A 25,179-nucleotide genomic window follows, 5' to 3' on the forward strand; every position below is an offset into this window, starting at 1 on the left:
CGGCGCCCGTCGCTCCCGGACGTCGCCCGGGCTCGTGCCACCACCTTCTCGGCCCATCAGGGCGAGGAGTGTCCGCATCGTGCGCGAGCATGGGCGCATGACCGAGACGTCGCGCCGGACCCTCCTGCTGCTGTCGCTCCTCCAGGCACGCCCCGACCGCACCGGCCCCGAGCTCGCCCGGCGGCTCGGCGTCGACCCGCGCACGGTGCGCCGCGACGTCGAGCGCCTGCGCGACCTCGGCTACCGCGTCGTCGCGACGCGCGGACGAGACGGCGGCTACCGCCTCGACGCGGGCGCCGAGCTCCCGCCCCTGCTGTTCGACGACGAGCAGGTCGTCGCGCTGACCGTCGCGCTGCGCACCGTCGCCGCGAGCGGGCCGGGAGACGCGATCGAGGAGGCGGCCGTGCGGGCGCTCGCGACCGTGCGCCAGGTGCTGCCCGCGCGGCTGCGCCACCGTGTCGACGCCGTCGACGTGGCCCCGGTCCCCGCGCACCCCGGGCGACCGGCGCCGTCGGTCGACCTGGACGTCCTGCTCGCCGTGAGCACCGCGGTGCAACGGCGCGAGGTGCTGCGCCTCGACTACGCGGCGCCCGTCGCGCCCACCGGTGCCGAGACCCCGGACGGCGCGAGCCCCGGCCCGGGCCGTGCCGCGACGGCGCCGCGACGCGTGGAGCCGCACCACGTCGTCGTGCGCGACGGGCGCTGGTACCTCGTCGCGTGGGACCTCGACCGCGACGACTGGCGCACGTTCCGCCTCGACCGCATCACGCCCCGCGTACCGACGGGGCCGGGGTTCGCGCCCCGTGAGCTCCCCGGTGGCGACGTGGGCGCGTTCGTCGCGGCCCGCTTCGCCGGGGCGACACCGTCCTCTGGGTTTGCGCCGACGGCAGGAGAGGCGGGGTGGCCGTGCCGCGGGTGGGTCGAGCTCGCCGCCCCGGCGTCGGCGGTCGTCCCGTTCGTCGAGGACGGCACGGTCGAGGTGCTGGCCCCCGACCGCTGCCGGGTCGCGCTGGGCTCGTGGTCCTGGGTCGCGCTCGCCGCGCGGGTCGCCGCGTTCGACGCGGATGTGCTCGCAGCGGGTCCGGCCGAGCTCGTCGCGGCGTGCGCGACTGTCGCCGGACGGCTGGGACGGCAGGCGACCGGGGGGCAGCCGTAGCGCGGCTACGACGACGCGGGCGCCCCGTCGACCGTCTCGTGCCGCTTCTGCCGGGCGAACCGCGCGGGGAGGTCGGGGCCGTCCCACACCTGGATCGCGCGCCAGATCGAGGCCGCGATCGGGACGGCGAGCACGGCGCCGGTGAGGCCCGCGAGCACGGTGCCCGCGGTCAGCGCGACGAGGATCACGAGCGGGTGCAGCCGCAGCGTGCGACCCATGACGACGGGCTGGAGCAGGTCGCCCTCGAGCTGGTTCACGGCGATGACGATCGCGACCACGATGAGTGCCTCGACGGGACCGACGGCCACGAGCGCGACGAGCGCGCACAGGATGCCCGCGAGCGTCGCCCCGACGAGCGGGATGAACGCGAGCAGGAACACGAGCACCGAGAGCGGGATGACGAGCGGCACCCCGACGATCGCGAGACCGATGCCGATCGCGACGGCGTCGACGGCCGCGACGATCGCCGTCCCGCGGACGTAGCCGCCGAGCGTGCGGACCGTCGTCTCGCCGATCCGCTGCCCCCGCGCGTACCGGGCGCCCTCGAACGGGCGCAGCAGGAACTCCCAGATCGCCGGCCCGTCCTTGAGGAAGAAGAACAGGACGACCACCATCACGAAGAACCCAGCGACGAAGTCGACCGTCTGCGAGGCACCCGCGAGCGCCCCGGCGCCGACGGCGTCGGACTGCAGCAGCCCGACGAGCGAGTCGCGCACGGAGGCGATCTGGTCCTCGGTGATCTGGAACGGCAGGTTCTGCACGTACGCCTGGAGCTCGTCGAAGCCCTCGACGGCCTGGTCGCGCAGCTCGGGCCACTGGTCGACGACGGCCGCCGCGACGAGCCACACGACCACCCCGAGCACGACTACGAGCGTGAGCAGCGCGATGACGGTCGCGAGGAACGACGGCACGCCCTTGCGCCGCAGCAGGCTCACGAGCGGCGAGATCGCCGCCGCGAGGACGAGCGCGATGAGCACCGGGATGACGATGAGCGTGAGCCGCGTGATCGCGAACACCGCGACGGCGACGAGAGCGACGATCGCGAGCACCTGCACCGAGCGCGTACCCGCGCGGCCGACGCCGTCCGACCACAGCGCGGAGACGCCCGTCGGGTGCGACGGCGCGTCGGAGGTGCGGGCCTCGGGCGGGCCGGGATCGCCCGCCGGGGTGTCGCGGTCCGTCTCGTCGCGCGGCGCGACGGCGCCCCCGTCCACCGCCTCGGCGGGCTCGCCCGTCCGCGTAGCCGACCGCCGTCTGCCCAGCCCCATCCCGACTCCCTCTCGCCGCACGTGACGGTCAGGCTTTCACGATCGCGACTCACCCGCCGGGTGCCGGCACCGCGGGCTCCGTAGAGTGCGTCGCATGGCATCCCGCATCAGCGAGCTGGTCCTCGACTGCGCCGACCCGGAGCTGCTCGCCCGGTTCTGGTGCGACGTCCTCGGCTACGTCGAGCTCGACCGGGAGGGCGACGGCTCGATCGAGATCGGCCCGCCCGACGTCGGGTTCGGCGGTCTCCAGCCCACCCTGATCCTCAGCCCGAGCACGGACCCGCGGGCGGACAAGCTCCCGCTGCACATCGACGTCAACCCCACCGACCGCGACCAGGACGCCGAGCTCGAGCGGCTCCTCGCCCTCGGGGCGCGGCCCGCCGACGTCGGGCAGACGGGCGACGAGCCGTGGCACGTGCTCGCCGACCCCGAGGGGAACGAGTTCTGCCTGCTGCGCCGGCGCCTCGCCCCCTGACCTACGGGCTCTCGGCTCACGCCGTGGCGCGCACGGGCCGGTACCGCACGGCGAGCGCTCCCGACCGGAACGGGGTGCGGTCCACCAGCTCGAGCGGGATGCGCTCGCGCAGGCCGGCGAGCAACGTCGGCCCGTGCCCGGCGAGCACCGGCTGCACCACGAGCTCGTACTCGTCGATCAGGCCGAGATCGGCCAACGCGAGGGGCAGCGTCACGCCCCCGACCCACAGGCCCGCGCCCGGCTCGTCCTTGAGCCGGCGCACCGCCTCCCCGAGGTCGCCCCGCACCAGCTCGGCGTTCCAGTCGACCTCGCTCAACGTGCTCGACACGACGTACTTCTTGGCGCGGTCGATGGCCTCGGCGAAGGGAACCTCCCACTCGTCCATCCAGTCGGGCCACACGCCCGAGGCGGGCCTGCGCCACGCCGACTCCATCATCTGGTACGTCACCCGACCGAACAGGAGCGCGTCGGCGCGCTCCATCTCGGCCGTCCAGTAGCGCATCGACTCCTCGTCCGGAGGGAGCCCGGCCTCGTGGTGGCAGCAGCCGTCGAGCGTGACGTTGATCGAGTAGCGCAGCGGTCTCATCTCGTCGATCTCCCTTGATACGCGATTGCCCGGACCAGACTCAGACCACCGCCGACCCGCTTTCTCATCGGCGCCCCGTGGCACCACCGCTCACGAGGTCCTGCGTCCCGACGACGCCGAGCAGCCGGATCCTCTCCTCCGCCTCCGTGCCCGGTGCCGCCGTGAGCACGAGGAGCACCTGGAGCTGGTCCTCGGTGGCGAGCGCCTGGCAGTCCACCTCGATCTCCCCCACCACCGGGTGCACGAGCGTCTTGTGGTCCACGAACCGACGCGCGACCTCCTGCCGCTCCCACAGCGCCGCGAACTCCGGGCTCGTGCGCCGCAGGACCCGCACCAGCTCGCCCGCGCGCGACGACGGGCCCAGCACCGCGACGGCGGAGCGCAGGCTCGCCACGAGCGCCCGCCCCTGCCGGTCCCGGTCGTCCGCGGGATAGATCGCGCGCGCCGTCCCGGGGTGGGCGAACCACCGGTAGATCTCGCTGCGGTCCCAGCCCGAGTACACCGTCGCGTCGCCGTAGAGCGCACGGGCCAGGTCGTTCTGCGCGAGCGTCTCCCCCAGCGGGTTGAGGATCAGGGCCGGGGTGTCGCCGAGGCGGTCGAGCACGCGCTGCAGCGCGGGCGCCACGTGCCCCGGGTCGGTCGCCCGGTCGGGCACGCCGTGCCCGGCGACCCGGTAGAGGTAGTCCCGCTCGTCGTCGGACAGGCGCAGCGCCCGCGCGATCGACGCGAGCATCTGCGTGCTCGGCTGCGGCCCGCGCTGCTGCTCCAGGCGCGTGTAGTAGTCCGTGGACATCAGCGCGAGCTGCGCCACCTCCTCGCGGCGCAGGCCCGGTGCCCGACGGCGCAGCCCGGCCGGGAGGCCCACGTCACCCGGCTGCAGCGCCTCCCGGCGACGGCGGAGGAAGTCGGCGAGCGCGGCACGGTCCATGTGCCCATCGTCCGGGGTGCGACGCGCCCGTGCCAGGGATCGCCGGTCCCCCGATGACCGGACTCTGCCGCACCCGCCGTCGTGCGCCCAGGATCGAGGCATGGACCTCACGAACAGCACCGTCTTCATCCCCGGCGCGACGAGCGGCATCGGGCTGGCCCTCGCGGTGGCGCTCCACGAGCAGGGCAGCACCGTGGTCGTCGGCGGACGCCGCACCGAGCTGCTGGAGCAGATCGCCGCCGACCACCCCGGCCTCGACACCGTACGCATCGACACGACCGACCCCGAGAGCATCGCGTCGGCCGCCAAGGAGGTGCTCGACCGCCACCCCGACCTGGACACGCTCGTCACGATGGCCGGCATCATGCGCGCCGAGGACTGGCACCACCCCGAGGGCTTCCTCGACACGGCCGAGCAGATCGTCACGACCAACGTGCTGGGGCCGATCCGGCTCATCGGCGCCTTCGTCGAGCACCTGCAGACCCGACCGCACGCGACCATCGTCACTGTGTCGTCCGGGCTGGCGTTCGCGCCGCTCGCGGTCACCCCGACGTACGACGCGTCCAAGGCCGCGATCCACATGCTCAGCGAGGCGCTGCGCCTCCAGCTCGCGGACACGAGCGTCGACGTCGTCGAGCTCGTACCGCCGTCCGTCGCGACCGACCTCATGCCCGGCCAGCGCGAGAGCGCGTTCGCCATGCCGCTCGACGCGTTCGTCGCCGAGGTCGTCGACCTGCTGCGCACGCAGCAGGACGCGACGGAGATCCTCGTCGAGCGCGTGAAGTTCCTGCGGTTCGGCGAGGCTCGCGGCGACTACGACGACGTCGTGGCGACGCTCAACGCCCGCGACCCGCACGGGAGCTGACGGCCGTCCCGCCGTGGCGATCGCCTGTCGACGGCGGCTCACGCGAGCTCACCCCGCGAGGGAGAGGACGATCACGGCGACGGAGCATCGCCCACGGCGTCCCCGCCGCCGTCGTCGGCATGGCGGTCGCCGCCGCCGGGATCGGCGCGCTCTTCGTCGTCGCGTCGGCCACGGCGCTCGGTCGCGTCGCGCCCCACGAGGCCGGCATCGCGTCCGGCATCGTCAGCACGTTCCACGAGTTCGGCGCGGCGCTCGGCGCGGCCGTCATCTCGAGCGTCGCGGCCGCCGGGATCGCCGACGGCACGACGACCGGGATCGAGACCGGGTTCGGGTTCGCGGCGCTCACCGCGCTCGCGGGGGGTGCGGTCGCGGTCGCCCTGCTACCCCGCCGGTGACCGGCTGCCACGACCAGGCACGGCGACCCGCGCCGCACCAGTCTCAGAAGAGCGGCCAGGGGACGGCGGGCATGTCGCCCTCCGGCGCGGGGAAACGTGCGGTGCCCAGCAGCCGGTCGCAGCGCTCGGCCAGGGCCGTGATCTCCCCGGGGGCGAGGAGTCCGGCCAGCCGGCGGCCGAGAGCGCCGTCAGTGGCAGTGCTGGTGGCAGTGCCGAGACCCCCGCGCACACGCTCGACGCCGGCGAGCTCGTCGTCGTCGAGGCTCTCGCCCAGCCAGCCCCACAGCACCGTCCGGAGCTTGGGCTCGACGTGGAACGTGACGCCGTGGTCGACGCCGTGGCGGTGCCCGTCGGGGAGCGGCAGCACGTGCCCGCCCTTGCGGTCGGCGTTGTTCACGACGGCGTCGAACACCGCCATGCGGCGCAGCGCGGGCGAGTCCTCGTGGATCACGCTCACCGGGCGGTCGTCCTCGTCGACACCCTCCAGCACCGTCCGCACGCCGTCCCGCGGGACCTCGTCCGTGGGCACGACGTCGACCGGCGACTGCGCCGGGTCCACCTCCTGCCAGAGCTGCACCATGCCGGGACCGAGCGGCCCGTCGCGCAGCCACGTGCGCGGCACGATCCCCCAGCCCAGCGCCTCCGAGACGAGGTACGCGGCCACCTCCCGACCCGCCAGCGTGCCGTCCGGGAAGTCCCACAGCGGCTTCTCCCCCGCCACCGGCTTGTAGACGACCGAGACGTCGCCGATCCGGGCGAGGAACGTCGCGTTGGACGCGACGCGGATGCGGCCGACGACGTCGAGCGGCACGGTGTCGGGCGGCGTGGTGTCGGTCGGGGTCGCGTCGCGCGGGGTTCCGTTCGGCAGGGCGCGCTCCGACGGCGCCGCGTCGACGTCGTCGTGCGGGGTCGTCACGCCTCGTCGGGCGGCACGCACTCGTGCCCGTCGGGGTCGATCGGCCGGCCGCACCGGGTGCAGATCGGGCGGCCCGCCTGCACGACGGCGCGCGTGCGCTGGGCGAAGGCGCGCGCCGTCCCGACGGGCATCCGGATGAGGAACGACTCCGCGGGCTCGGGCTCGTCCGCGTCGGGGTCCAGCTCGTCGTCGTCCACGACCGGGAAGGCCTCGACGACCACCTGCGCCGTGCGGGGGTCCCAGCTCAGCCGCATCGACCCTGTGCGGAACTCCTCCTCGACGGGGAGGTCCAGCGGGTCGTCGTCGACGAGCTCGGCCGCCACGTCCACAGGGACGCTGTAGCGGTTGTCGGGCGCCTCCATCAGCTCGTCGAGCAGGCGCTGGATCGTGTCGGCGAGGACGGCCGACTGCTCCTTCTCGAGGGCGACGCTCGTCGTCCGGTTGCCCGTGCGGGCCTGCAGGTAGAACGTGCGGGAGCCGGGCATGCCGACGGTTCCCACGACGACGCGGTCGGGCCAGTCGTGCTCGTGGACGAGAGTGGGCATGTCCTCACTCTACGAGCGCTCGCGCTCGCCGTGTCGTGTGGTCGCGGGTCGGACGTCAGGACGGCTGCGGATCGGTCGGGTCGTCGGGCTTCGCCGGTCCCGCGCCGCCCCCGACGGGCGCGTCCCCGACCGGCGGCGCCGTGCGCAGCCACGAGAGGTCGCCCGCGTCGGTGTTGACGGCGATGACCTCCGGGCGGTGCGGGCCGTACCGGACGATCGAGATCGACGCCGGGCCCACGACGATGCGTTGGAACAGGTCCAGGTGCACCCCCAGCGCGTCCGCGAGGACGGACTTGATCACGTCCCCGTGCGAGACGGCGGCCCACACCGCATCGGCACCGTGGCGGGTCGCGACCTCGGCGTCGTGGCGCCGAACCGCCTCGACGCTCCGTGCCTGCATCGCAGCCAGCGACTCGCCGCCCGGGAAGACGGCTGCCGACGGCTGCGTCTGCACGACGGACCAGAGCGGCTCCCGGGCGAGATCCTTGAGCGCGCGCCCCTGCCACTGCCCGTAGTCGCACTCCGTGATGCCCTGCTCGGTGACGGACTCCGGCGTGGCCGTCTGGCGGTCGAGCAGGGCTTGCGCGGTCTGTCGGCACCGCTCCAGCGGGCTCGTCACGACGCGCGCGAGCCGGACGCCCGCGACACGCGCGGCGGCGCGGGCCGCCTGATCCCGCCCGACGGCATCCAGCGCTACCCCGTCCGCTCGTCCGGCGAGGATGCCACCAGCATTCGCGGTGGTGCGGCCATGACGGACGAGGAGGAAAGTCGGCATGCCCTGAGCCTAGGGGCGCCCTCCGTCCCGCGCGGACGGCGTCCCGGCGACGCGTGGGTTCAGGCTGCGAGTGCCAGCACGACGACGTTCACTCCGAGCACGGCGTCGCGCGCGCAGCAGAAAGTTGCCAGGGGACGCGGCGACAAAGCGGCCCGTGTGCAGGTGGTGCGCGTCCCCTGCGGCCCGGGCGAGCAGCACGGCCCCGACGACCAGCCCGGCCCACGCCTGACCGAGGAGGGCGACGGCCACCGCGACGCCCTCGACGACGAGCCATCGCCCCTGCCTGCAGCGGCGCCCCCATACCGGGTCCCCCCGCGCTAGACCGTAGACCGCCAGCTTGACGACGGCGCGGAGCATCGCCCAGAACGGGTCAAAGGCGGGGACGGTGAGCCCGACGCCGATGAGCATGAACGTTGGCCCGAACAGCGGCGCGCGTCGCCGGGCGGTCGACCGCGTCGGGCGCCGCGTCGCCTTCGCACACTCGGTCGTCGCCGGCATGGCGAGCGTAGCCCTCAGGACCAGCGATGTGGTCGGAATCAGGAGCGGTTCGTCCCGCCCGCCTCGTCACTTCTCGATGTCCGGCTCTGCACGCATCTGCTCGACCCGATACGGCTCGTAAGCGCTGAGATGGATCGCGTGCAGCCCTCCGACGGCGACAGCGGGGATGAGATAGGACGAGCTATCAGCGGCGATGACGAAGAAGTCATCGATCTCGTCCGGGTCGTAGGTCCTGCGACCGCGGTCAGTCTTCGAGAGATAGACCTTCCATGTCGCACCCACCCGTACCGTCGTCGTCTTTACCTGCACTCGCCTGAAGCCCCCATCCGTTCCGACGAGCAGGTCGTAGCGGCATGGCTCGAGGGGCCACGAGACGGCAAGACCACACAACGTGAACCACGCAGCGGCCAACAACGATCCTGCGCGACCGAGCTGGGAACTGTCGGGGCGGAAACCGTTCGGCAGCGGAGCGGGCGCCGAGTCCATCAGGTGCGCGATGTCCAGACCCAGTCGAGCGGCATGCCCCTTGACCAGGGCGACGTCTGTGGCCGCCTGCAGCCCTAGGGTCTCGATGACCTCCGACCAGGATTCTGCCGAGAGCACCGCGGCACGAAGCCCGTCCTCGCTCCACCGTCGCTGTCCGACGAAGTGACTGTGGTCTACGCCAAGGCAATCGGCATGGGATCGAACGGACCTCATCGCCGCCGCCGACGTCGAGGCCATACCTAGCTCACGCAGGACCCCACGCCACGAGGTTGAGGCACGAACGGCGCCGACGAGCTGAGTGTCTGTGTATGTCCGCCCTCGCGTCACGTAACAAGCCTAGGTAGATCCACCGACACGTAGCCCACTCACGCGAGGACCGCTGCTCTGAAGACCACGGAAGAGACCGCGGGTGCTGGACCGACACATGTTCACCCGCATTCCGAGCCCGTCAGCTCTAGCCCACGTGGTAGTCACGGGCTAGGCTCCGCGCAAAACCACGGCGGAACGCAAAGGGGTGCACGGTGGAGATCGGTGAACGACTGTCGTCATTGGCGACGAAGGTCCGACAGCAGAAGGCGACGATCCAGACGGAAGAGGCGACGAAGAACGCGTTCGTCATGCCCTTCATCTCACTCGTCCTGGGATACGACGTCTTCAACCCGAACGAGGTGATCCCCGAGTTCACCGCCGACGTCGGGACGAAGAAGGGCGAGAAGATCGACTACGCCATCGTCAAGGATGGCGAGCTGCAGATGCTGATCGAGGCCAAGACGGTGGGCTCGCCCTTGAGCCTGAACCACGCCTCGCAGCTCTTCCGCTACTTCGCCACGACGAACGCGCGCATCGCCATCCTCACCAACGGGCAGCACTTCCACTTCTTCACCGACCTCGACAGGCCGAACCGCATGGACGAGAAGCCGTTCCTGCAGCTCGACCTCCTCGATCTCGACGAGACCCTGATCCCCGAGGTCCAGAAGCTGACCAAGGATGCGTTCGACCTCGACTCGGTCGTGTCCGCCGCGGAGGAGCTCAAGTACATCGGCGCGCTCAAGCGCGCCCTGGCCGCCCAGTTCCGTGAGCCGGACGACGAGTGGATCAAGGCGCTGACCAACCGGGTCTACGACGGGGCATTCACCCAGAAGGTCAAGGAGCAGTTCCGCGTCCTGGTGGCGAAGGCGATGAAACAGTTCCTGGCCGATCAGGTCAACGACCGGCTCAAGGCCGCCCTCGGTGGCCAGGCCTACCCGGACACGGCGACCTCGCCATTGACTGGCGCCGAGGCCGCGGAGGAGAGCGTCACCGAGGCGAAGCACACCGACGAACGCGGGATCGAGACCACCCTCGAAGAGGTCGAGGGATACCAGATTGTGCGCGCCATCGCGTGCAGCGAAGTCTCGCCGACGCGGATCGTCCATCGCGACACGAAGAGCTACATGGGGGTTCTGCTCGACGACAACAACCGCAAGCCGATCGCCCGGCTGCACTTCAATACCGGGCAGAAGTACCTCGGTCTCTTCGACGAGAACAAGGTGGAGACCCGGCACGCCATCACGACGCTCGACGAGATCTACGAGCACGCCGAGCACATCCGCAAGTCCGTCCACAACTACCTCTGACAGGACCGCGCGCCACACGGGTGCCGGTACACGAGAGCTCATCGGCAAGCTCCTCGTGAGACCACGACCCCTTGAGACCGCCGCGGAAGAACCGGCACACGCCCTCCCAAGAGCCGACCAGGCCCGCAAACGACGATGGCCGGACCTACGAAAACGTAGGTCCGGCCATTTTGATGTCCTGCGACATCACACTGTCGGGCTGACAGGATTTGAACCTGCGACCCCCTGACCCCCAGTCAGGTGCGCTACCAAGCTGCGCCACAGCCCGTGGCTGGATCACCAGGCGTAACACTCGATGTAACACCGCGTGTCCTGGCCCCGTGAAGCCTCGGATACTCTACCCCATCCGCGAAGGCTCCAGCGCACCGTTTGCCCCGGTCGCAGCTGTGGCCCGGGTCTCGTCCGAGGCGTCCGGAGCGGCGTCCCCCTCCCTCGCCGGCAGGTGTGCGCGCCACGCGCTCGCGACGATCGCCAGGCACACGGCGGCGATGACCAGCCCGCCGAGGAACATCTGCGCGTACGTCCACCGCACGGACAGCGCCGCGAGCGCCACAGGCACGCAGAACCCGACGTACGTGAGCGAGTAGTACACGGCCGTGAGACCGGCGAGGTCGTCGGGCGTCGCGATGCGCTGGACCTCGCTGAGCCCGGCGACGAGCGCGAGACCGTACCCGGCGCCGAGCACCATGGCCGCGACGAGGGCGGTCGGCAGGTCGAGCCGCGCCGACGCGTAGGCGCCGAAGCCCATGCCGACGACGACGATGGACATCGCGACGACGGACGCCCGCGCGCTGTGCCGGGTGTCGATGAGGCGGCCGAGCACCTGGATGCCGACCCCGCAGCCGAGGCCGAGCACGGTCATGAGCCCGGAGAACGCGATGGGCGCGCTGCCCGCGCTGGCGGACACGAGGCCGGGCAGCACGGCGTAGGCGCTGCCGGCGCACCCGAACACCCACGGCGCCACGGGCACGACGACGCGCAGGAACCGCCGGTGGGCGACCGCCGGCACGCGCAGGTCGTCGCGCAGCCGGCCCCGGGCCCCGCCGTCGGGCACGACCCGCGTCTCCGGCACGCCCAGCACCCACACCCCGGCGGCAACCGCCAGCACGGCGTGCAGCAGGTAAGCGGTGTGCGTGGGCCAGGGCGCCCACTGCGCGAGCACCGCCGCGACGCCCGCCCCGACGAGGAAGCCCAGCGTGAGGGCGAGGCCCGCGCGCCGGGCGCCCGAGCCGCCGTCGGACTCGCCGGACGCGCTGGCCGCCGCGTCGCTGAGCTCCTTGACCCACGTGGTGCCGACGGCCATGACGAGCCCGAGCGCGACCCCGCACAGCACGCGTCCCGTGGCGAGCAGCGCGGCGGACGACTCCCCCGCCGCGAGCACGAGCGACCCGACGAGCGCGACGGGAGCGGCGGGCAGCAGCAGCGGGCGGCGCCCGTATCGGTCGGACAGCGGCCCGCCGAGCAGGAGCGCCGGAACGATGCCGAGCACGTACGCGGCGAGCAGCGCGTCGACCGTCACCGCGGAGAAGTGCCCGACCTCCCGGTACATGACGAGCAGCGGCGTGAACTCGTTGCCGCCCCAGGCGACCGCGAACATGACCGCCGCGACGGCGAGCCACGCCCGGGGCCCGACGGCGGCCCGCGCCCCGGCCCCGGACGCGGCGGTGCCATCGGACTCCACCGAGGCGGAGGTCGTCGCGCTCACAGACCCGCCCTCGCGTCCTCGAGGTGGCGCTGGATGCGGCGCTTGTAGGTGCGGGTGTCGCGCACCTCGAGCGCGTCGACGAGCGCGCGGTGCCCGGCGACGAACGTCGCGGCCCGGCGCGGGTCCCACCGGACGCTGTGCGCGACCATGCGCTGCTGGCGCTCGCGCAGGCTCACGGAGAACGTCGTGAGCAGCGCGTTGCCGCCCGCCGCGACGATCTCCTGGTGGAAGCGCGCATCGAGCGTCGCGTACCCCGCGACGTCGCCGTCGGCGACCGCCGCCTCCTGCGCGGTGACGAGGTCACGCAGGAGCGCGACGAGCGTGGCGAGCTCGGTGTCGGGGAGTCGCACGACGCTCTGCGCCGCGTGGGTCTCGACGAGCAGGCGCGCGTCGAGGACGTCGTCCGCCTCCCCCGGTGCGACCGGCACGACGAGCGCGCCCCGCTTCGGGTACAGCCGCAGCAGCCCCTCGGCCTCCAGCCGCAGGAACGCCTCGCGCACCGGCGTCCGGCTGACACCGAGCTGCTCGGCGATCTCGCCCTCGCTCGTCATGGAGCCACCGGGCAGACTCCCACCGAGGACGAGGGACTTCACGTGCCGATACGCCTGCTCCGTGGCAGAACCGCTGGTCGTTCGAGGCATAGATACATGATGCATCTATCTGGTGCGCAACTCCGACCTGAGTATCACCGTACGCCCGTGGCGCTCGCCACATCCGCCCGCCAACCTTCAAGCGACACTTCAGGACCACCCTTACTTACATTTTCAGCGAAACTGTTAGTAACGTGGAGCCCGTGGAAGCCCAAGACGCGCTCTCGATCGCGCCTGTCGCCCGCGAGGCCCACCACTGGGTCGCCGAGAACGACGGGCTCTCGACCCGTGCGCAGGTTGCCGCAGGCTCGGGTCCGTACGAGTCGAGCGTCCCCGTCCTCATCGCGGACTACGCTCCCGCCCTCTCTCCGCAGCAGTCCGCCGATGCCGAGGAGGCAGCAGCAGCCCTCGCACGCTTCGACTCGTACGCGAGCGCGACGCTCGGTCCGGAGAACCCTGCCCTCGGTCCGATGGCGTCGATCCTGCTGCGCACCGAGTCAGCCTCCTCGTCCCAGATCGAGAACCTGACCGTCGGTGCCAAGCAGCTCGCGCTCGCCGAGATCGACCAGACGACGAGCGCCAACGCGCGCACCGTCGTCGCGAACGTGCGCGCCATGCGGGCGGCGCTGGACCTCGCCGACAGGCTCGACGAGAGCTCGATCCTCACCATGCACCGCGAGCTTCTCGAAGGGCAGCCCGGATGGGAGCTCCACGCGGGCCGATACCGGAGCACTCTCGTCTGGGTCGGGTCGTCGAGCATCAGCCCGCGGGGAGCGACGCACGTCGGGCCCCAGCCCGCACTGGTGCCCGCGGCCATGGCCGACCTCGTCGCCTTCGTCCGCCGGGAGGACCTCCCCGTCCTGGTCCAGACGGCCGTCGCGCACGCCCAGCTCGAGACGATCCACCCGTTCACGGACGGCAACGGGCGCACCGGACGCGCTCTCGTGCACGCCATGCTCCGTTCCAAGGGACTCACCCGGAACACGATCGCCCCCGTCTCCGCCGGGCTGCTCGTGGACACCGAGGCCTACTTCGATGCCTTGACCGCCTACCGCGCCGGGAACGCCTGGCCGATCGTGGAGCAGCTCACCCGTGCGAGCAGGTTCGCCGCGTCCGCCGGCGCACGGCTCGTCGACGACCTCGCGGCACAGGTCGCCGACGCGCGGGACCGCCTCTCCCGCCTGCGCCCGCAGGCATCCGCGTGGAAGGTCGTCCCGCATCTCGTCGCGCACCCGGTGGTCAATGCCGCGTTCCTCCGTGACCACCTGGGTTTCCACGACGTGACCGCGCAGCGCGCGCTGAGCCAGCTCAGCGACGCGGGTGTCCTCCGGGAGCGCAGCGGGCTCCGACGCAACCGCGTCTGGCAGCACGACGGGATCCTCGCCGTCCTCGACGTCTTCGGTCAGGGGATCCGCCGTCGCTGAGCGCACCCTCCACGTACGCCTCAGTGGTGGTGCCCGGTCCGGCCCAGCGTCTCCACCGGCGTCGCACCGGGCCGGGTCCACTGCGGCACGGGGCGGGTGGTCGGCCCCCAGCCGTCGACGCCGTCGGCGTCCGCGCGCCAGTACCAGCACACGCCCTTGGCCTCGGGCCAGCCGTCGGGGGTGTCCTCCCACTCCTCGCGGCGCCCGTAGGGCGTCATGTCGAGCAGGGCGAAGTGCGGGCTGGTGGGCTCGTTGCCGCGACCCGTCGTGCGGTACGTGAGGAACACGCGGTCGCCGTCGCGCAGGAAGCAGGTCACGTAGCCCATCTCGCCGCCGATCGGCTCGTCCAGCCCGCGCACGGAGTACCAGGGCTGGGTGTAGCCCATGAAGTCGACGAAGGGTTCCACCTCTTCCCAGCGCCCGACGGTGACGATCGCGAGGGAGACGCCGCGCGCGTTGAGGTAGACGGCGTCCCGGAGGCCCCACGCCGTCCAGGTGCAACCCTCGCACTGCCCCTGGTGCGGGGCGCCGTCGTGCCACATGTGCTGGTAGACCACGAGCTCGTCACGCCCCTGGAACAGGTCGACGAACGGCACCGGCCCGTCCGGTCCGACGACCTCGACCGACCCGTCGATCTCGACCATGGGCAGCCGGCGGCGTGCCGCGGCGATCGCGTCGCCCTCGTGGGTGTGCGCCTTCTCGCGCACGAGGAGCTCGTCCCGCTCGGCCCGCCACGTGGCGAGGTCGACGACGGGCGGCCGTCCGGGCAGGGTGACGGGGCCGTCGGGTGTGGTCGTCATGGTGTCCTCCGCGGTGTCGGACGTCGGACGGCGCACACCGCCCGACGGGTCACCTGCGCCGACCGGCCGTGCCCCGCAAACTCATCGCTGCCGCTCTCCCTGGGGCGCCGCCTCCCGCAGTCCGGTGTCGAGGCGGCGGACCAGCTCGCCCACGCGCCCGCCCCCGCCGGGCGCGGGCGGGTACCGGCGCAGCACGTCGACGACCTCGGGGGTCGCGAGCGCACGCGCGGCGTCGAGGGCCCGCGTGGCAGCGGCCTCGTCCCCGTCCCCGGCGAGCTGGGCGGCGTGCGCCGCGTGGGCCGCGGACCCGAGGACGTGCTTCACCTGGTGGGCGTCGGCGATCGGGTGCAGGTACGCGGCGCCGGCCGCTGCCATCGCGGCCCGCGCGGCCTCGGCGGCGGCGGGATCGCCCGCCTCCTTCGCCGCCCGGAGCGCCGCCCACGCGGTGTCGCGCAACGCCTTGCCCCGCGTGCCGCCCCGCGCGAACGCCCATGCCGCGTCGACCGCCTCGCGGGGGCGAGCGTCGTCCGGCCGCACCGCCTCGAACATCTCCAGCGCTCGCTCCGCGCACCCGGCCGCGTACCCGGTGACCGCCCGAAGGTCCTCGGTGCTCAGCTCGACCGCTCCCGACGCAATGGCCACCATTCCCCCTCCTCGGACCCGCTCACTCGCTCACCACGGGACGCAGGTCCCGCCCGAGCACGGTACCCAACCGCTCCACCTCCGCGGCCAGCGCCCCGCCCGGACCACGGCCACCGTCGAACCACGTGACGCGCACCTCCTCGCCCACGAGGCTCCACGTCCCCGCGACGACACCACCCACGGTGACGACGGCGGCACCGCGGCTCACCGCGCCACGACGTGCCGGCGGCACGACGCGCGGGTCCGCGGTGCCGGGCCCGAGCACCCACTGGTCGAACGCCGGCAGCAGGCGCACGGCCTGCGAGGGCCGCGTACCCGCGAGGTCGTCCACGTGCTCGCGGAGCACGAGCGCCGCGTCGCCCTCGACGTCGACCTGGGCGAGCGCGTCGCCGCGCAGCTCCCCCACCCACCGGTCCAGCCGCGCGCGCCCCGCCCCCAGACCCTGTCCGAGCCAGTAGTGCACGTGCTCCGGCGTCGCGGGGCCGTACGTGCCGACGTACGCGAGGACCGCGTGCCGACCCGCGGCGTCGAGGTCGGGCCAGTCGACCCAGCGCGGGTTGGCGTCGAGGCGCTGGAACGTGGTGCGGCCGCCTGCGGACGGCGCGAAGCTCATGTCGCCGAACCACGTGAGCGGCTTGAGCAGCGTGTCCGTGCCGTCGCCGAACGACGGCCGCAGGTGCGCGAACCGGCCGTGCGCGGCGACCGCGTCACCCAGCTCGGCGCGGGTGAGCGGGCCGTCGGCCAGCGCGTCGCGCACGACGGCGCGCAGGTCCGGCCAGTCCTCCGGCTCCAGCCGGTAGTACTCGCGCCAGCTCGCGCGCTCCCACATGCGACCGGCCCGGCGCAGCGCCAGGTAGGCCCCGCCGTCCTCGGGCACGACGAGGTGGGTCGCGCCCCGGAACGCATAGGTGCGCACCAGGCGTCCGTCCGCGAGCGCCCGCCCGATCTCTCCGTCGACGGACGCACGTCGTCGGACGCGGACCGCAAGCTCGGCCGCGTCGTCCGAGGCCGCGGGGACGGCGCCCAGCCGCCCGACGACCCCCTCGACCGGGTCGTCGCCGACCGGGTCGAGCAGGTGCCGCCGCGCGCGCCAGGCGAGGGCCTGCGCCCAGGTGATCGCCACGTCCGCAGGCTAGCGCCGAGCGCTGACACGCGCTCCGGTCAGGCCACCGGACCCGATCCCTGGGCGATCTGGAGGACGCGGGAGACGCCCGGCTGGTCGGGGTCGTCGGTGATCTCGCGCCCGTCGAGCCAGCACTCGATGACGTGGGCGAGCTCGCCGGGGTGGCTGAAGTTCATGGCGTGGGCGGCGCCCTCGATCGCGACGATCGTCACGTGGGGCGGCGCGAGCTCGCCGACCTCGTGCACGCGCCGGGGCGGCGGCATGAGCGGGTCCCGCGTGCCGATGACCGCGAGGGTCGGCACGGGGACGCGGATCACGCGCTCGAGCGACGGGAACCGGACGAGCTCGGCGAACAGGTGCAGCGCGTTGACGGCGCCGAAGCGCGCATAGTCGGGCACCGCGATGCGGGCCATCCGTGGGCTCTCGCGCCCGGCGTCGCGCGCGAGCTGGGTGAGGGCGCGGGCGAACGGCTGGTTGTGCACGCCGCCGGCGGGCGAGGCCAGGACGATGCCCGCGACGCGTTCCGGTGCGGAGTGCGCGACCTCGAGGCTGACGGGGCCGCCCATCGAGTTGCCGACGAGGATCACCCGCTCGAGCTCGAGCGCGTCGAGGAGCGAGAGCAGCGCCCAGGCGAGGGACGGGATCCCGAGCGTGTGGCCCCACCGCTCGCTGCGCCCGTACCCGGGCAGGTCGGGCACGACGGCGGTCGCTCGGTGGGCGAGGCGCTCCGCGGTCGGGAGGAGGTAGGTGCCGGAGACCGCGAAGCCGTGCACGTGCACGATCGGGACCGCACCCGGGACGTCCGGCCCGATGCGCACGAACACGTCGTGCCCCTCCACCTCCACGTGGCGCGTGCGCCACCCGTCAGCAGCCATAGGCCGATGGTGGCAGAGCGCGCGCTGCGGCGCCCGGGCAGCGGAGCACCCTCGGCGGGTGAGGCGCACGTGCTGCGCGCCCGTGAGCATGGACGACGGACGGGGGTCGACGTGGAGCAGAGCACCGAGAACACCGCCGGCCGGCCGACCGCGGCCGCCCGGCGTCTCGCGCTGCTCCTCGCGTCGGCGATGTTCGTCCTCGTCGTCGACACGTCGTTCATGAACGTGTCGATCTCGGCCGTCGTGCGCGACCTCGACACGACCGTGAGCGGGGTCCAGACGGCGATCGCGCTCGAGGCGCTCGTGTCCGCGTCGTTCATCCTCGTGGGCAGCAAGGTGGGCGACCTCGTCGGTCGGCGCCGGGCGTACGTCGTCGGGCTGCTCGCGTACGGCGCGGGGGCCATCGCGATGACGCTCGCCCAGAGCCTCGTGGCGGTCGTGATCTTCTGGTCGATCATCGGCGGGCTGGGCGCCGCGCTGCTGCTCCCCGCCATGCAGTCGCTCGTGCACGGCAACTTCGAGGGCGCGGCGCGCAAGTCCGTCTACGCGCTCGTGGGGGCCGCGGCATCGATCGCGGCGGCCGTCGGGCCGCTGCTCGGCGGCGTCATCACCACGACGCTGTCGTGGCGCGTGGCCTTCGGGCTCGAGGCCGTGGTGATCGTCGTGGTGCTCCTGGGCGTGCGGCTCGTGCGCGACGTCCCGTACACCGGCGACCGCACGGTCGACATCGTGGGGACGATCCTGTCGGTCGTCGGGATGGGCGGCATCGTCCTCGGCGTCCTCGTGTGGCAGGAGGGCGGCGAGGCCGTCGGAGCCCTCGTCGTCGTCGGCGCCGCGGGCCTCGTGGGTCTCGCGGCCTGGCTCGTGCGGCGTGCCCGCGCGGGCCGGACGACGCTCGTCGACCCGGGCCTGTTCCGCTCCCCCGCGTTCCGCATCGGCGTCTCGCAGCAGCTCCTGCAGCAGGTCGCGCTCGGTGGCGCGATGATCGCGCTGCCGATCTTCCTCCAGATGGCGCTCGGCTACGACGCGCTGCTGGCCGGCCTCTCGCTCGCCCCGCTGTCGCTGACGATGTTCGCCGCCGCGCTCGTCGCGGGCAAGCGCCCCGGCCGACGGCGACCGGCGACGCGCGTGCTCGCGGGGTTCGTGCTGCTCGTCCTCGGGATGGCGGCAGCGGTCCTGGTGGTGCCGCGCGCGACGTCGGGCTGGTGGCTGGCTCTGCCACTCGTCGTCGCGGGCGCCGGGCTCGGCCTGCTCGTGTCGCAGCTCAACGCCTACACGCTCTCCCCCGTCCCCGAGGAACGCGCGAGCGAGGCCGCGGGCGTCAGCTCGGCCGCAGGGTCGTTCGGGCTCTCGCTCGGCCTCGCCGTCGCGGGCGCCGTGATGCTCGCGTCGCTCGCCACGGGCTTCACCGCCCAGGCCGAGTCGAGCACCGTCCTGCCCCCGGACGACAAGCAGCAGGTCGCGGCCGTGCTCGAGGACGACGCCGAGATCATGAGCGACGCCCAGCTCGTCGAGCTGCTCGCCGACGAGCCGCCCGAGGTGCAGGACGAGATCCTGCGCATCAACGACGACGTCCGGGCCCGAGCGCTCCAGGTCGCGCTGCTCGTCCCGCTCGTCGCGGGCCTGCTCGGCGTGGCCGCTGCGCTGCGCATGCGGCGCATCCCCGATCCCGAGGTGCGCGAGGACGCGCCCCCGGTACTCGGCTGACCCACCCGGACGACGTCCGACGACGGCGCACCGCCGGAGCGCCCGGCCTCGCGGTGTCCGTGACCAGACCGAGACACCCTTCGTTGCTCGCGCTAACCGTCGTGAAACGCCCGGGAAACAGGCTCTTGTGAGCATCGATCCCGGCAGGGGGCTCCACCACCACCACGGTCGTGCGCGCAGTCGGCGCGCGCCCGAGGAAGGACCAGCTCCTCCATGACGCCCTCTCCTTCGCGCCGACGGCTCGGCCGGCGCGCCGCGCTCGTCGGCGGCCTGGCGGTCGCCGCGACCGCCCTCACCGCCCCGGCGCACGCCGCGCCGTCCGTCTCCGCCGTGACCCTCGACGCGCCGTCGAGCGTCGAGGTCGGCGCCCCGATCACGGTGACGGTCGCCGCGGCCGGTGCCGTCGACCTCTACGCCTACGACCTGGCTGTCTCCTACGACCCCGACCTCGTGGAGCTCGTCGAGGACTCCGCCGTCACGCCCGACGGCGGGTTCTCCGACGTGGCCGACGACGGGTCCGGGACCGTCGCCGTGACGCACACCCGGCTCGGCACGTCCCCCGGCCTCGAGGGCGACGTCACGCTCGCGACCCTCACGTTCACCGCCGTGGCCGACGGCGACGCCTCGTTCGGCGTCCCCACGGCCACCCTCGTCGGTGCCGACTCCACGACGGCGTCGCTCACCGACGCCGCGTCCGCCACGACGACCGTCACGGCCCTCGTGACGGCACCACCCACGGACGACCCGACGGACGGCACGACCACTGCGCCTCCGACCGGAGACAGCACGACCGCCCCCGGGGCCGACGACGCGTCCGACTCGCCGTCGACCTCGACCGGCTCGGGCTCGCTCGCCTCGACGGGCGCGAGCGTCGCCTGGTTCGCCGGCGCCGCGCTGCTCGCCGTCGCGGCGGGTGCCGGGATCCTCTGGGCGCGGCGGCGGACGGCGGTCTCCCGATGAGCGACGACCCGACGCCCGGCGCACCCGCCGTCCGCGCGCAACGACGGCCCACCACCATGAAGGAGCAGCCCGTGCCCACCACCCACCGGCGAGCCGCAGCGGGCGGGCTCGCCGCGCTCACCGTCACCGGCCTCGTGCTCGCCGTCGCCGCGGCTCCCGCCGCGACGGCGGCCCCCGCCGCGGCGCCGTTCCTCGCGCCGTACTGGACCGAGCTCGACCTCACGGGCGACGACCAGGTGACCGTCGCCGACCTCGACGTCGTCACCGCGGCGCTCGGCGCGACGGCCGACGACGCCGCGTGGGACGACGTCGCGACGGCCGACGCGGACGGCGACGGCACGATCACCGTCGCGGACCTCGCGGCCGTCTCCCAGCGGATGGTCTACGACGACGGACCGTTCGAGCTCGTCGAGGCCTCGGTGCTCGACATGCAGGCGGCGATGAACGCCGGGGTCACGTCGTCGGTCGCGATCACCCAGGAGTACCTGGACCGCATCGCGGCCTACGACACGGCGCTCGTCGACACGGGCGCGGGCGGGCGACCCCTGCACTCGATCATCACGACGAGCGAGGTCGCGCTCGAGGCCGCGGCGCGCGCGGACGCGGCACGGGACGCGAACGGCATGACGAGCCTGCTCCTCGGCGTGCCCGTCGCGGTCAAGGACAACTACGACACGAAGGACATGCCCACCACGGGCGGCTGCGGGTGCTGGGACGCCAACCAGACCGCCACGGACGCGACGATGGTCGACGGGCTGCGCGCCGACGGCGCCGTGATCCTCGCCAAGGCGAGCCTCGACGAGTTCGCGTTCGGGTTCGTGTCCGAGTTCTCGGCGTTCCAGGACGCGGGGACGAGCACGCTCGTCGCGAGCCCCTACGTCACGAGCCGGAGCGCAGGCGGGTCGAGCGGCGGCACGGGCGCGGCGATCGCCGCCAACCTCGCAGGGATCGGGTTCGGCACGGACACCGGCGGCTCGATCCGCGTGCCGTCGTCGTACAACCAGCTCGTCGGTGTGCGCCCGACCGTCGGGCTCGCGAGCCGCGACGGCATCATCCCGCTCGCGCTGAGCCAGGACACCGGCGGACCGATGGCCCGCAGCGTCCTCGACGCGGCCGTCGCGCTCGACGCCGTCGTCGGGGTCGACCCCGCGGACCCGGTGACGTCGCGCCAGGAGGGCGAGGTCCCGGCGTCGTACACGCAGTACCTCGACGCGGACGCGCTCGACGGTGCCCGCATCGGCTACGTGCCGTCCATGCTGGGGAGCAACGCCACGACCCTGCGCCTCTGGGCGCAGACGCGGGCCACGCTGGAGTCGCTCGGCGCCACCGTCGTCGAGGTGACGCCGCCCACCTCCTGGTCGCCTGTCCTCCCGAACGGGTTCGCGAGCGTGCTCAACGAGGGGTCGGGCTCGACGAACGAGTTCAAGCACGACCTGGACGAGTACGTCGCGAACCACCTCTCGCCCGACGTCGAGGCCCGGTCGCTGGCCGGCATCGTCGAGTCCGGGCGGTACGTCCCGTCGCGGCGCAGCACCTACGTGTCGCGCGACGCCGTCACCCCGGAGACGTACCAGGCGTGGGCCGGTCCCGCAGGCACGCACACGAAGGTGCTCGCCGAGGGCAAGCAGCTCGTCACCGCGATGCTCGACGACGCCGACCTCGACGCGCTCGTCTACCCCAGCGCGAACCCGTACGGGACCATCGGCACCAACCTGCGGCTCAGCCCCAACACGGGCCTCCCCGCCGTGACGGTGCCGGTCGGACAGGCGATTGAGGCCGACGCGACCGTCACGGGCGGCGGCGTCAACCTCGAGCTCCTGGGCCGTGACTTCGAGGAGGGCCCGCTCCTCGGCCTCGCGTTCGCGCTCGAGCAGGCGACGCACGCGCGCACGACCCCGGCGTTCTACGGCCCGCTCGGCTGACCCGGCGTCCTTCCTGCCCGACGGCGGTCGGCCCCTCGCGCGGGCCGGCCGCCGTCGTCGATGCGTCGGCAAGCGAGGGCCTCGGGGTGACGCGCCGATCGAGGCCCGGCTACCGCTCCTCGTCGAGGCACGTACTGCCGACTCGTTCGGTGGCGCCGGGGTTGTCCAGGGTCCCGTCGATGCGCCGCCAGTCGCGGACCGCGATCACGATCTCCACCACGTGCATTCTCCTCGCTCGATGACCCGGTATGACGCACGGGCCCTCGCCCGCATCTCGTCCCATCCCGACCCCTGCTCGCCCACGCTGGCTCGACCACCCCGGGCGCCTCGTCTACGAGAGGTCACCCACCTCCGCGACGACCCGCTCCGCGAGCGCTGCGAGCGCCGCGAGCTCGTCAGGCGTGGCGAGGTCGACCAGGTGGCGGCGGACGGACTCGACGTGCGCGGGCGCGGCGGCCTGGAGCGTCGCGAAGCCGTGGTCGGTGAGCACGACGTGGGCGTTGCGACCGTCGTCGGGGTCGGGCTCGCGCGTCACGAGCCCGCGCGTCTCCATCCGCGCGAGGTGGTGCGAGAGCCGGCTGCGCGACCAGAGCATGCGGGCGGCCAGGTCGCGGAGCTGCCACCGGTGCCCCGGTTGCTCGGACAGCGTCGACAGCACGTCGTAGTCCGGGTCGGACAGCCCGGAGTCCCGGGCGAGGTCGCGCGCGAGCGCGACGGGCAGGACGGTCTGCATGCGGCGGTAGGCGCGCCACGCGCGCTCCTCGTCGGGCGAGAGCCAGCGGGGCTCGGACACGTCGCTCATGAGCCCATCCTCGCACATCGTTGACATGTCATCGAGTCCCGTGGTTGCATCGATGACATGTCAACGACTCGCCGCCTCGGCCAGCTCGTCCTGGGCCTCGCGCTCTTCGGCGCCAGCATCGCGCTGCTGGTCCGCGCCGACCTCGGGCTGTTCCCGTGGGACGTGCTGCACCAGGGCGTGGCCCGCGCGTCCGGCCTCCCGCTCGGCGTCGTCGTGATCCTGGCCAGCGTCGTCGTGCTCGCGCTCTGGATCCCGCTGCGCCAGCGCCCCGGCCTCGGCACGGTCGCCAACGTGGTCCTCGTCGGCGCGTTCGTCGACCTCACGCTCGCGGTCCTCCCGACGGTCGAGGCGCTCCCCGGGCGCGTCGCCCTGCTCGTCGCAGGCGTCGTGCTCAACGCCGCGGCCTCCGGGCTCTACATCGGGGCCGGGTACGGGCCCGGGCCCCGCGACGGGATCATGACCGGTCTCGCGGCGCGCGGCTGGTCCCTGCGCTGGTCGCGCCTCGGGATCGAGCTCGCGGTCCTCGCCGTCGGCCTCGCGCTCGGCGGCACCGTCGGCGTGGGCACGATCCTCTACGCGCTCGCGGTCGGGCCGCTCGTCCAGCCCTTCCTCGCTCTGTTCACCGTCACGGCGCCGCGGCCCGCGGACCGCCCCGACACCGTCCCCACCACCTCAGGAGACCCCTCGTGAAGCTGCTCGTCGTCGTCGCCAGCACCCGCCCGACCCGCGTCGGTCCCGCCGTCGCCGACTGGTTCCTCGCCCAGGTGCCCGCCGACCCGGACCTCGAGGTCGACGTCGCCGACCTCGCCCAGATCGCCCTGCCGTTCCTCGACGAGCCCGTCGACGCGCACTCGGGCGGCTACGTGCACGCCCACACGCTCGCGTGGAGCGCGCGCGTCGACGCCGCGGACGCCGTCGTCCTCGTCATGCCGGAGTACAACCGCGGGTACACCGCCCCGCTGAAGAACGCGCTGGACTACCTCGCCGACGAGTGGCGCGACAAGCCGGTCGGCTTCGTCTCCTACGGGATGTCGTCGGGCGGCATGCGCGCGGTCGAGGCGATCACGCCGGTCGTCGTCGCGCTCGGCATGGTCCCCGTCGCGAGCGCCGTCACCGTGCACCTGCGCCGCTGGCTCGACGACGACGGCCGACTTCAGGACGACGGCGCCCTCGCCCGGGCCGCCGGGCGGACGCTCGACGAGGTCCGCCGGCTCGCGAGCCTCCTGCGACCGGTCACTTCCGCCGCGTGACGCCTGACCGCGGACGAGCCCTCGGTGTCCGGCGACGCTCGTCGTCCCCGCCCAGGGCGGCGCCGAGCGCGGCGAGCACGAGCAGGTCGACCAGCAGCCCGGCGACGCCGACCCACTGCAGCGCCCGGAACACCAAGAGCTGGGTGAGGAGCAGCGAGACGAGCACGCCGCGCCGGAGCCAGACGGCGCTCGCGCGCCGTGCGTCGGGACGCCCGCCCCGCGCCACGACCACGCCCGCCACGACGCACCCGACCGTGCCCGCGACGCCCAGGACGATCCCCGCCCCGACCCACGTCGGCACGTCGATGTCGCGAACGAGCACGCGGATGCCGGCCAGCAGCGACCCGAGCGCAGTCCCCAGCACGAGGACCACGACCACGACCGCCGCCCAGCGCCGCTCGAGCGCCGCCGCGAACCAGGACGACGCGCGGCGCACGAGGGCGCGAACGGGGTCGGGGACGTCGACGTCGTCGCGCGGCACCGCCTCGACGAGCGCCACGACCTCGTCCGCCCCGTGCTCGCCCCGGCCCAGCGCGGCGAGCGCCCGGGCCTCCTCGCGCGCATCGTCGGTGAACCCGCCCGCGACGCCGGCGACCGCGCGGTCCGTGGCGACCGCGAGGTACTCGGCCGGGTGGTGGCGGCGCCGCCCGTGCAGCGCCTCGACCACGAGCACGAGCACCACGACCGTCGCGTAGATGAGCGCGGCCGTCGGCTGGTAGAAGTAGTCGTTGTCCGCGGTGACGAACTTGCCGATCTCGTCGACGAACAGCCCGAACCCCACGCCGCCGAGCACCGCCCCGAGCGACCGCAGCGCGGGGCCGACGAACGACAGCAGGACGACGACCGCGAGCGCCATCCCGAGCCCGCCCC

The 25,179-nt window shown here is 73.6% G+C and carries 26 protein-coding genes and 1 tRNA gene; 11 read left to right on the top strand and 16 right to left on the bottom strand.

Annotated features, from left to right (window positions below; genetic code table 11):
• The first annotated feature begins 97 nt into the window (after positions 1–97).
• The gene (locus tag CCE02nite_RS03895) at positions 98–1,156 is read left to right on the top strand and encodes a helix-turn-helix transcriptional regulator (protein ID WP_141388345.1); all 1,059 of its coding nucleotides are present in this window, start codon (positions 98–100) and stop codon (positions 1,154–1,156) included.
• Positions 1,157–1,161: 5 nt separating this feature from the next.
• On the opposite strand, the gene CCE02nite_RS03900 is transcribed toward CCE02nite_RS03895, so the two are convergent.
• The gene (locus CCE02nite_RS03900) at positions 1,162–2,424 is read right to left on the bottom strand and encodes an AI-2E family transporter (RefSeq protein WP_141388347.1); all 1,263 of its coding nucleotides are present in this window, start codon (positions 2,422–2,424) and stop codon (positions 1,162–1,164) included.
• A gap of 94 nt (positions 2,425–2,518) precedes the next feature.
• Between CCE02nite_RS03900 and CCE02nite_RS03905 the strand changes: the two genes are divergently transcribed.
• Entirely contained in the window at positions 2,519–2,899 is a 381-nt protein-coding gene (locus tag CCE02nite_RS03905) for a VOC family protein (protein ID WP_141388349.1), read from the top strand.
• Positions 2,900–2,915: 16 nt separating this feature from the next.
• On the opposite strand, the gene CCE02nite_RS03910 is transcribed toward CCE02nite_RS03905, so the two are convergent.
• Entirely contained in the window at positions 2,916–3,485 is a 570-nt protein-coding gene (locus CCE02nite_RS03910; protein ID WP_141388351.1) for a dihydrofolate reductase family protein, read from the bottom strand.
• A gap of 64 nt (positions 3,486–3,549) precedes the next feature.
• Positions 3,550–4,413, bottom strand: coding sequence for a helix-turn-helix transcriptional regulator (locus tag CCE02nite_RS03915; protein WP_141388353.1), 864 nt, complete (start codon positions 4,411–4,413; stop codon positions 3,550–3,552).
• A 100-nt stretch (positions 4,414–4,513) separates the two neighbouring features.
• Between CCE02nite_RS03915 and CCE02nite_RS03920 the strand changes: the two genes are divergently transcribed.
• Positions 4,514–5,278, top strand: a complete 765-nt coding sequence (locus tag CCE02nite_RS03920) for an SDR family oxidoreductase (RefSeq protein ID WP_141388355.1) — start codon at positions 4,514–4,516, stop codon at positions 5,276–5,278.
• Between the two features lie 119 nt (positions 5,279–5,397).
• Entirely contained in the window at positions 5,398–5,673 is a 276-nt protein-coding gene (locus tag CCE02nite_RS20735; protein WP_218027016.1) for a hypothetical protein, read from the top strand.
• Positions 5,674–5,716: 43 nt separating this feature from the next.
• Here the strand turns inward: CCE02nite_RS20735 and CCE02nite_RS03930 are convergent, their stop codons facing one another.
• From CCE02nite_RS03930 to CCE02nite_RS03945, 4 genes are all read right to left on the bottom strand, one after another.
• A complete protein-coding gene (locus CCE02nite_RS03930) occupies positions 5,717–6,484 on the bottom strand; it encodes an SCO1664 family protein (RefSeq protein ID WP_218027022.1) in 768 nt (255 codons plus the stop codon).
• 101 nt (positions 6,485–6,585) lie between these two features.
• The gene (locus tag CCE02nite_RS03935; RefSeq protein ID WP_141388357.1) at positions 6,586–7,134 is read right to left on the bottom strand and encodes a DUF3090 domain-containing protein; all 549 of its coding nucleotides are present in this window, start codon (positions 7,132–7,134) and stop codon (positions 6,586–6,588) included.
• A 55-nt stretch (positions 7,135–7,189) separates the two neighbouring features.
• Positions 7,190–7,909 (bottom strand): MSMEG_4193 family putative phosphomutase, encoded by a 720-nt coding sequence (locus CCE02nite_RS03940; protein ID WP_141388359.1) that lies wholly within the window; start codon positions 7,907–7,909, stop codon positions 7,190–7,192.
• Positions 7,910–8,473: 564 nt separating this feature from the next.
• Positions 8,474–9,010, bottom strand: coding sequence for a group I intron-associated PD-(D/E)XK endonuclease (locus tag CCE02nite_RS03945; RefSeq protein ID WP_141388361.1), 537 nt, complete (start codon positions 9,008–9,010; stop codon positions 8,474–8,476).
• Between the two features lie 404 nt (positions 9,011–9,414).
• Here CCE02nite_RS03945 and CCE02nite_RS03950 point away from each other — a divergent pair, with 404 nt between their 5' ends.
• A complete protein-coding gene (locus CCE02nite_RS03950) occupies positions 9,415–10,509 on the top strand; it encodes a type I restriction endonuclease (protein WP_141388363.1) in 1,095 nt (364 codons plus the stop codon).
• 194 nt (positions 10,510–10,703) lie between these two features.
• On the opposite strand, the gene CCE02nite_RS03955 is transcribed toward CCE02nite_RS03950, so the two are convergent.
• The 3 genes from CCE02nite_RS03955 to CCE02nite_RS03965 form a co-directional block, all read right to left on the bottom strand.
• A tRNA-Pro gene (locus tag CCE02nite_RS03955) sits at positions 10,704–10,777 on the bottom strand.
• Positions 10,778–10,846: 69 nt separating this feature from the next.
• Positions 10,847–12,214 carry an MFS transporter gene (locus tag CCE02nite_RS03960; protein WP_255318618.1) on the bottom strand — a complete coding sequence of 456 codons (1,368 nt, stop codon included), beginning with the start codon at positions 12,212–12,214 and terminating at the stop codon, positions 10,847–10,849.
• Positions 12,211–12,870: a GntR family transcriptional regulator gene (locus CCE02nite_RS03965; RefSeq protein ID WP_308463678.1), complete on the bottom strand. Its 660-nt coding sequence runs from the start codon at positions 12,868–12,870 to the stop codon at positions 12,211–12,213. Before CCE02nite_RS03965 ends, CCE02nite_RS03960 begins: the two co-directional genes overlap by 4 nt.
• Positions 12,871–13,007: 137 nt before the next feature.
• Here CCE02nite_RS03965 and CCE02nite_RS03970 point away from each other — a divergent pair, with 137 nt between their 5' ends.
• Complete coding sequence (locus CCE02nite_RS03970; RefSeq protein WP_255318619.1) at positions 13,008–14,228, top strand: Fic family protein; 1,221 nt, start codon at positions 13,008–13,010, stop codon at positions 14,226–14,228.
• 20 nt (positions 14,229–14,248) lie between these two features.
• On the opposite strand, the gene CCE02nite_RS03975 is transcribed toward CCE02nite_RS03970, so the two are convergent.
• The 4 genes from CCE02nite_RS03975 to CCE02nite_RS03990 form a co-directional block, all read right to left on the bottom strand.
• Positions 14,249–15,028: a DUF899 family protein gene (locus tag CCE02nite_RS03975; protein ID WP_141388367.1), complete on the bottom strand. Its 780-nt coding sequence runs from the start codon at positions 15,026–15,028 to the stop codon at positions 14,249–14,251.
• A gap of 81 nt (positions 15,029–15,109) precedes the next feature.
• Positions 15,110–15,673 carry a putative immunity protein gene (locus CCE02nite_RS03980; protein WP_141388369.1) on the bottom strand — a complete coding sequence of 188 codons (564 nt, stop codon included), beginning with the start codon at positions 15,671–15,673 and terminating at the stop codon, positions 15,110–15,112.
• A 19-nt stretch (positions 15,674–15,692) separates the two neighbouring features.
• Positions 15,693–16,793, bottom strand: coding sequence for a DNA glycosylase AlkZ-like family protein (locus CCE02nite_RS03985; RefSeq protein WP_141388371.1), 1,101 nt, complete (start codon positions 16,791–16,793; stop codon positions 15,693–15,695).
• Between the two features lie 38 nt (positions 16,794–16,831).
• Positions 16,832–17,668, bottom strand: coding sequence for an alpha/beta fold hydrolase (locus CCE02nite_RS03990; RefSeq protein WP_141388373.1), 837 nt, complete (start codon positions 17,666–17,668; stop codon positions 16,832–16,834).
• Positions 17,669–17,857: 189 nt separating this feature from the next.
• Here CCE02nite_RS03990 and CCE02nite_RS03995 point away from each other — a divergent pair, with 189 nt between their 5' ends.
• The 3 genes from CCE02nite_RS03995 to CCE02nite_RS04005 all read left to right on the top strand — a co-directional run bounded on the left by CCE02nite_RS03995 (position 17,858) and on the right by CCE02nite_RS04005 (position 22,257).
• Positions 17,858–19,375: an MFS transporter gene (locus tag CCE02nite_RS03995; RefSeq protein ID WP_255318625.1), complete on the top strand. Its 1,518-nt coding sequence runs from the start codon at positions 17,858–17,860 to the stop codon at positions 19,373–19,375.
• Between the two features lie 213 nt (positions 19,376–19,588).
• Positions 19,589–20,335, top strand: a complete 747-nt coding sequence (locus CCE02nite_RS04000) for a cohesin domain-containing protein (protein ID WP_141388377.1) — start codon at positions 19,589–19,591, stop codon at positions 20,333–20,335.
• On the top strand, positions 20,332–22,257 hold the full coding sequence (locus CCE02nite_RS04005) for an amidase family protein (RefSeq protein ID WP_255318620.1): 1,926 nt from the start codon (positions 20,332–20,334) through the stop codon (positions 22,255–22,257). Before CCE02nite_RS04000 ends, CCE02nite_RS04005 begins: the two co-directional genes overlap by 4 nt.
• Before the next feature lie 331 nt (positions 22,258–22,588).
• Here the strand turns inward: CCE02nite_RS04005 and CCE02nite_RS04010 are convergent, their stop codons facing one another.
• Entirely contained in the window at positions 22,589–23,059 is a 471-nt protein-coding gene (locus CCE02nite_RS04010) for a MarR family winged helix-turn-helix transcriptional regulator (RefSeq protein ID WP_174774881.1), read from the bottom strand.
• Positions 23,060–23,116: 57 nt separating this feature from the next.
• Here CCE02nite_RS04010 and yczE point away from each other — a divergent pair, with 57 nt between their 5' ends.
• Both yczE and CCE02nite_RS04020 read left to right on the top strand, forming a co-directional pair.
• Positions 23,117–23,749 carry a membrane protein YczE gene (gene yczE, locus CCE02nite_RS04015; protein WP_141388378.1) on the top strand — a complete coding sequence of 211 codons (633 nt, stop codon included), beginning with the start codon at positions 23,117–23,119 and terminating at the stop codon, positions 23,747–23,749.
• Positions 23,746–24,309 (top strand): NADPH-dependent FMN reductase, encoded by a 564-nt coding sequence (locus CCE02nite_RS04020; RefSeq protein ID WP_141388380.1) that lies wholly within the window; start codon positions 23,746–23,748, stop codon positions 24,307–24,309. Before yczE ends, CCE02nite_RS04020 begins: the two co-directional genes overlap by 4 nt.
• Here CCE02nite_RS04020 and CCE02nite_RS20375 read toward each other — a convergent pair.
• A partial coding sequence (locus CCE02nite_RS20375; RefSeq protein ID WP_170227207.1) for a hypothetical protein occupies positions 24,293–25,179 on the bottom strand: 887 nt, incomplete at its 5' end. The genes CCE02nite_RS04020 and CCE02nite_RS20375 overlap by 17 nt on opposite strands.

The sequence above is a fragment of the Cellulosimicrobium cellulans genome (assembly GCF_006539945.1).
In the GTDB taxonomy this organism is placed as follows: Bacteria; Actinomycetota; Actinomycetes; order Actinomycetales; family Cellulomonadaceae; genus Cellulosimicrobium; species Cellulosimicrobium cellulans.

Coding starts and splice junctions, on each gene's coding strand:
- CCE02nite_RS03895 (WP_141388345.1), top strand. CDS start 98: ATGACCGAGACGTCGCGCCGGACCCTCCTGCTGCTGTCGCTCCTCCAG.
- CCE02nite_RS03900 (WP_141388347.1), bottom strand. CDS start 2,424: ATGGGGCTGGGCAGACGGCGGTCGGCTACGCGGACGGGCGAGCCCGCC.
- CCE02nite_RS03905 (WP_141388349.1), top strand. CDS start 2,519: ATGGCATCCCGCATCAGCGAGCTGGTCCTCGACTGCGCCGACCCGGAG.
- CCE02nite_RS03910 (WP_141388351.1), bottom strand. CDS start 3,485: ATGAGACCGCTGCGCTACTCGATCAACGTCACGCTCGACGGCTGCTGC.
- CCE02nite_RS03915 (WP_141388353.1), bottom strand. CDS start 4,413: ATGGACCGTGCCGCGCTCGCCGACTTCCTCCGCCGTCGCCGGGAGGCG.
- CCE02nite_RS03920 (WP_141388355.1), top strand. CDS start 4,514: ATGGACCTCACGAACAGCACCGTCTTCATCCCCGGCGCGACGAGCGGC.
- CCE02nite_RS20735 (WP_218027016.1), top strand. CDS start 5,398: ATGGCGGTCGCCGCCGCCGGGATCGGCGCGCTCTTCGTCGTCGCGTCG.
- CCE02nite_RS03935 (WP_141388357.1), bottom strand. CDS start 7,134: ATGCCCACTCTCGTCCACGAGCACGACTGGCCCGACCGCGTCGTCGTG.
- CCE02nite_RS03940 (WP_141388359.1), bottom strand. CDS start 7,909: ATGCCGACTTTCCTCCTCGTCCGTCATGGCCGCACCACCGCGAATGCT.
- CCE02nite_RS03965 (WP_308463678.1), bottom strand. CDS start 12,870: ATGCATCATGTATCTATGCCTCGAACGACCAGCGGTTCTGCCACGGAG.
- CCE02nite_RS03975 (WP_141388367.1), bottom strand. CDS start 15,028: ATGACGACCACACCCGACGGCCCCGTCACCCTGCCCGGACGGCCGCCC.
- CCE02nite_RS03980 (WP_141388369.1), bottom strand. CDS start 15,673: ATGGTGGCCATTGCGTCGGGAGCGGTCGAGCTGAGCACCGAGGACCTT.
- CCE02nite_RS03990 (WP_141388373.1), bottom strand. CDS start 17,668: ATGGCTGCTGACGGGTGGCGCACGCGCCACGTGGAGGTGGAGGGGCAC.
- CCE02nite_RS03995 (WP_255318625.1), top strand. CDS start 17,858: ATGTTCGTCCTCGTCGTCGACACGTCGTTCATGAACGTGTCGATCTCG.
- CCE02nite_RS04000 (WP_141388377.1), top strand. CDS start 19,589: ATGACGCCCTCTCCTTCGCGCCGACGGCTCGGCCGGCGCGCCGCGCTC.
- CCE02nite_RS04005 (WP_255318620.1), top strand. CDS start 20,332: ATGAGCGACGACCCGACGCCCGGCGCACCCGCCGTCCGCGCGCAACGA.
- CCE02nite_RS04010 (WP_174774881.1), bottom strand. CDS start 23,059: ATGAGCGACGTGTCCGAGCCCCGCTGGCTCTCGCCCGACGAGGAGCGC.
- yczE (WP_141388378.1), top strand. CDS start 23,117: ATGTCAACGACTCGCCGCCTCGGCCAGCTCGTCCTGGGCCTCGCGCTC.